Raw genomic sequence first — 4,390 nt, 5'->3', positions numbered from 1 at the left:
CCTGGGCCCAGCAGACCGGCACGGTCACCGCCACCTCACAGGGCAAACTCGACTTCAAGGGCGGCAACTACCGCTGCCCACCGCTGTGCATGGGCAACCAGCCCTACCGCAACTACTACCTGGTCGGTTCCAAGGCGGCCCTGGACCAACCGGGGGAGTGGTACTACGACAAGACCGCGCACCGGCTCTACCTGGTTCCCCCGAGGGGCGGCATCGCCGGACACAGCGTGACCGCCAAGCACCGGCTGTGGGGCGTGGACCTGAGCGCCAGCTCGTACGTCACCGTGCGCGGCCTGAACCTGTGGGGAACGTCGCTGCGGACGGGCACGTCAAGCAGGGGAGTCGTGGTCGACAGACTGCATGCCACGTACATCTCCGAGTTCTCCACCCTGCCCATGCCACCGGACAGCGACCTCGCGATCCCGCCGTCCGAGGGCCACATCGTCGCCTCCCGCATCCTCGACTCCGGCGTGCAGATCCTCGGCACCGGCAACACCCTGGAGAACAGCGAGATCGCGCAGTCGGCCGGTGACGGCGTCCTGGTCCGCGGCACCGGCAACACCGTCACCGACAACTACATCCATGACGTCGGCTGGATGGGCAGCTACACCCCGGGCATCGAGATCAACGGCAACGGCCACACGATCACCCACAACACCATCCGCCGCACCGGACGAGCGGCCATCGACACCGCCTACCAGGTCAACGGCACCGAATACCACGACAACCGCATCGCCTACAACGACATCTCCGAGGCGATGCGCACCTCCCGCGACGGCTCACCCTTCTACGTCTGCTGCAGCCTGAACGGCACCGGTACCTCCATCGACCACAACACCGCACACGACGCCGACGGCCAGAACGGCTACTACATCGACAACTATTCCGGCCACTTCCGGCTGCACCACAACGTCGCCTGGAACACCGGCAGCCGGGGCGTCTACTTCAACGGCCACACCGGCCCCAGCATCGCCAACGAAGACCACAACTCCAGCTACGGAGTGGGCGTCAACGTCGCCTCGGTCGCCCTCGGCGGCGCCACGGACGCGTCCGGCTCGTACTTCAGCAACATCGTCGGACCCAAGCCGGTCACTGCGACCCAGGCCGGCAACCCGCTGCCCGTCGTCCGCTCCAACCTCATCAGCGCCGAGCCCGGCTACACGGACGCCGTCAACGGCGAACTGTGGCTGGGACCCGGATCACCCGCCATCGACGCGGGGGAGGTGGTCGACGGCATCACCACCGACACCCTGGGCACGGCTCCCGACCAGGGCGCCTACGAGTACGGCGCGGCCATCTGGTCGACCGGCTGCGACCTGCCCGGCTGCCAACAGCGGGTGCGCCACGGCAACTGGAGCGCCACGTCGAGCGACGGCACCAACGCCTCCGCCACCGTCGACGGCGACATCAACACCCGCTGGACGGCGGCCGCCCCGCAGACCGCCGGCCAGTCCCTGACCGTCGACCTCGGTGAGAACAAGACCTTCAGCCGGCTCTCCCTCGACGCGGGCCGCGACACCAGCGGACAGCCGTACGGCTTCACGGTCTCCGTCAGCACCGACGGCACCCACTGGGGCGAACCGGTCGCCCGGGTCTCCGGCCGCTCCTTCACCCAGGACGCGGTGTTCGCCCACCAGACCACCGCCCGCTACGTGCGGATCACGCTCACCGCGAGCGGCCCCACCGCCTGGGTGGTCAACGACATCCGGCTGTACGGCGACGGGCCCGACGCCGCCTCGACGCTGCAGGCCGAACAGGCCACGACGGTAAGCGGAACAGAGCGCGGCACCGCGGCCACCGGCGTCCTCGGCTCCGGCGACTGGGTGGCCTTCCGCAAGACCGACATCCGCGGAAAACACCTCACCGTACGGCTCAACTCCGCCTGTGCGACGGGCTGCCGGATCCAACTGCGCCTGGACGCGCCGGACGGCCCGATGGCCGCATCGGTGGCTGTCACGGGCAGCGGCGGCTGGCGGGAGCAGTCCGTGGCCCTGAAGCGTGAGCTCACCGGCACGCACGACCTCTACCTCGTGGCGAAGGGCGCGAGCCGGGTCGCCGCGCTCGACTGGTTGAGGATCAGACCCTGACCCGCCACGCCCGGGCCGGGCGGAGGGACAGGAAACCTCTCCGCCAGGCCCGCCTGCGTCCGTGCACCTCGTAGCGATCCCGGGCGCACCGGACACCCCGGGGCATTCAACCCGGTGGCGTCGGGGTAGCCGCCGAAGGCGTCCGCCTTGGTGGAGTCACTGCTCATCGTGCCCTCCACACACCAGGGAGAGACGCCGATGTCGATGAGGAAGCCGACTCCGGCGCCCCCTCCTGGCACGCCCGCACCTTCCGGCGGAGCGACCGAGGCTGGTGAGCGCGCTGCGGACGTTGTCCGGGGCGAAGTCGCCGCACTCGCAGCGGTTCGAGCGCACGCTTGACGCGTCCGACGGCGGTGAGTCCGTCGCAACGGCTCTGGCCGTGGAGTGGGGTGGGAACTGTGAAGCCGTGGTCTTCGGCGTAGTGGTCGGTGGGCGGCACGGTTGGGCTGGGGGGAGTGGCGGCCGTGGGCGCCGTGGGCTGGGGGCTCTCGCCGGGGCGTCGTCATGCCCCGATCCTTCCCCGCCGCTCGGTGGGCGTCATGAGTGCTTCTCCTCATCGGGCCACAACGCCCCGGACGGGTTTCGCGCCAAGGACTGCGCGTCGGGGGTGGTCGTCCGCAGCCGGGCACCGGGGCCCGGACCGTCAGAGACCGCTGGGCGGAGTCTTGGGTTCCGTCAGTACGGTCGACGCCGTCGAGCCTCCCGGTCGCCGCTGTCGGCGCCTGCCCGAGAGCGCGCGTGAGGGCCCGCAGGAGCATGGACCGCCCTTCGCCGGGCACGGTCCACAGGGTCTGCCCGCACACGCCCCACTTCCCGAGCAGGGCGTTCGCGGCGAGGAACCCCGTTGTGGCGGCGCGCTCCATGAGGGCAACGGGCAGGGCGGTGCGAACCAGGTCACCCGCCATGACGACGCCGGGGTCCGGGGTAAGGACAGTGGGCCGGTGTGGGTGGCCGCCGACGGCGAACAGGGGGCAGTCCGCTCGCCACTTACCCGGTCGTGGCGTCCGGATCCAGTCGGCCCGGCTCGGCGAGATCCTCGCCGAGCTGCTGGACGGCGCACTCGCCTTCGACGACCTGGTGCGCGACATGGACCGGTACGGCATGTACCAGGGCGACGGCGGGCGGCCGGCCTTCCCCACGCCCACGGCGACACCGCCGCACCGGTTCTTCCCGCCTCTTCCCTCCACCGGCGCGGCCCTGCTGGTCCGCACCTGCTTCGACGACGAGGCCGGCTGGCAGGCCCTGCTCGGCGAACTGGGCGGGACGGACCCAGACGGCTGGGTCGGCGCGGACCCGGACTTGGACGAGATCGACGAGGAGCACTTCCCGTTGACGGCGCTGGTCGTCGACGACTCTGCCTTCGACGGGCTCCAGCCGGGCCAGGTCCCGGCGCCCGGCCCTCTGACCGTCGTCGACCTGTACGACAGCCCAGGACGGCAGGCCGTCCTTCCCTGCCGCGAGGTCGGATCCATGGCGTGCAACCTGGAGATCGCCAACATGGACTTCTACGAGTTCGTCGCCGAGGACCAAAAGTTCCGCTGACATGGTGTGGTTCACGGCGGAGACGGAGACTGGCACGCTCTGCAACCGCATCCCCGACCACCGCGAGCCGCCGGGCCGGCCGATCCACCCCGGAGGTAGAGGCACGATGACGCCCGCACCCGAACCTGCCGAGAACGGCCCCGCCGCGGCCTCAACGGGCCGCCCCGCGTCCCGGACGCGCGCGGTGCTGGCCGAGCGTGGCTTCGTCGGTTTCGTTCCGTTCGCCTGACGCTGAGGAAGTGCTCACACGGGCGGCCCGGGCTGGTTCTCAAGGGAAAAGGCGCGGGCGTTTGTCATACCGGTGGTCTAAGACGCCATCCGCTTTCCGGCTGCCACGATGGTGTCGCCCGAGACGAGGACGGCACCGTCGTCGATGTGTGTGCTGGTCGGACCGAGCAGTATGCGCCCTGCAGTGATGAGTGTCTGGTTCACGACGTCTCGCTTACTCAGTCGGTGTGCTCGGTGCCGGCGAGGACTCGTCGTCTCACCGCGTCCGACAGCTGGGCCAGCTGCCGCACGTCGTCTTCCAGGCTTTGCGTCAGCGGCATCGCGACCGGGACAGCGTCGGCGGGCGCCGCTTGCGGCTGCTCACTGTGAAGTGCGGTGTAGAGCTGGTCAGCCAAGTCGTCGGCCCACTCTGGCTGCTCCTCCACCAGGCCTATGGTTGGCGCCAGCTGCGGACTGATCGAGGTGGTGGTCGTGGTCATCGCCGTGCCCCCGTCGTCGTGGAGTGCCGCCAGCCGTGGACGTCGGGGATCAGC

General features: G+C 70.2%; 3 protein-coding genes and 1 pseudogene. 2 read left to right on the top strand and 2 right to left on the bottom strand.

Annotation, left to right across the window (positions count from 1 at the left end):
* On the top strand, positions 1–2,087 hold a 2,087-nt coding region (locus ABZ646_RS41075; protein ID WP_360531218.1), incomplete at its 5' end, for a discoidin domain-containing protein.
* A gap of 725 nt (positions 2,088–2,812) precedes the next feature.
* Here the strand turns inward: ABZ646_RS41075 and ABZ646_RS41070 are convergent.
* Positions 2,813–3,076, bottom strand: a pseudogene (locus ABZ646_RS41070) (FAD-dependent oxidoreductase); the annotation flags it as partial.
* Here ABZ646_RS41070 and ABZ646_RS41065 point away from each other — a divergent pair.
* Positions 2,991–3,629, top strand: coding sequence for a hypothetical protein (locus ABZ646_RS41065; protein ID WP_360531215.1), 639 nt, complete (start codon positions 2,991–2,993; stop codon positions 3,627–3,629). The pseudogene ABZ646_RS41070 and the gene ABZ646_RS41065 overlap by 86 nt on opposite strands.
* A gap of 446 nt (positions 3,630–4,075) precedes the next feature.
* Here the strand turns inward: ABZ646_RS41065 and ABZ646_RS41060 are convergent.
* On the bottom strand, positions 4,076–4,390 hold a 315-nt coding region (locus ABZ646_RS41060), incomplete at its 5' end, for a hypothetical protein (RefSeq protein WP_360531212.1).

It is taken from the genome of Streptomyces sp. NPDC007162 (genome assembly GCF_040634175.1).
GTDB lineage: Bacteria > Actinomycetota > Actinomycetes > Streptomycetales > Streptomycetaceae > Streptomyces.
This window is presented reverse-complemented; position numbering and strand designations above follow the sequence as displayed.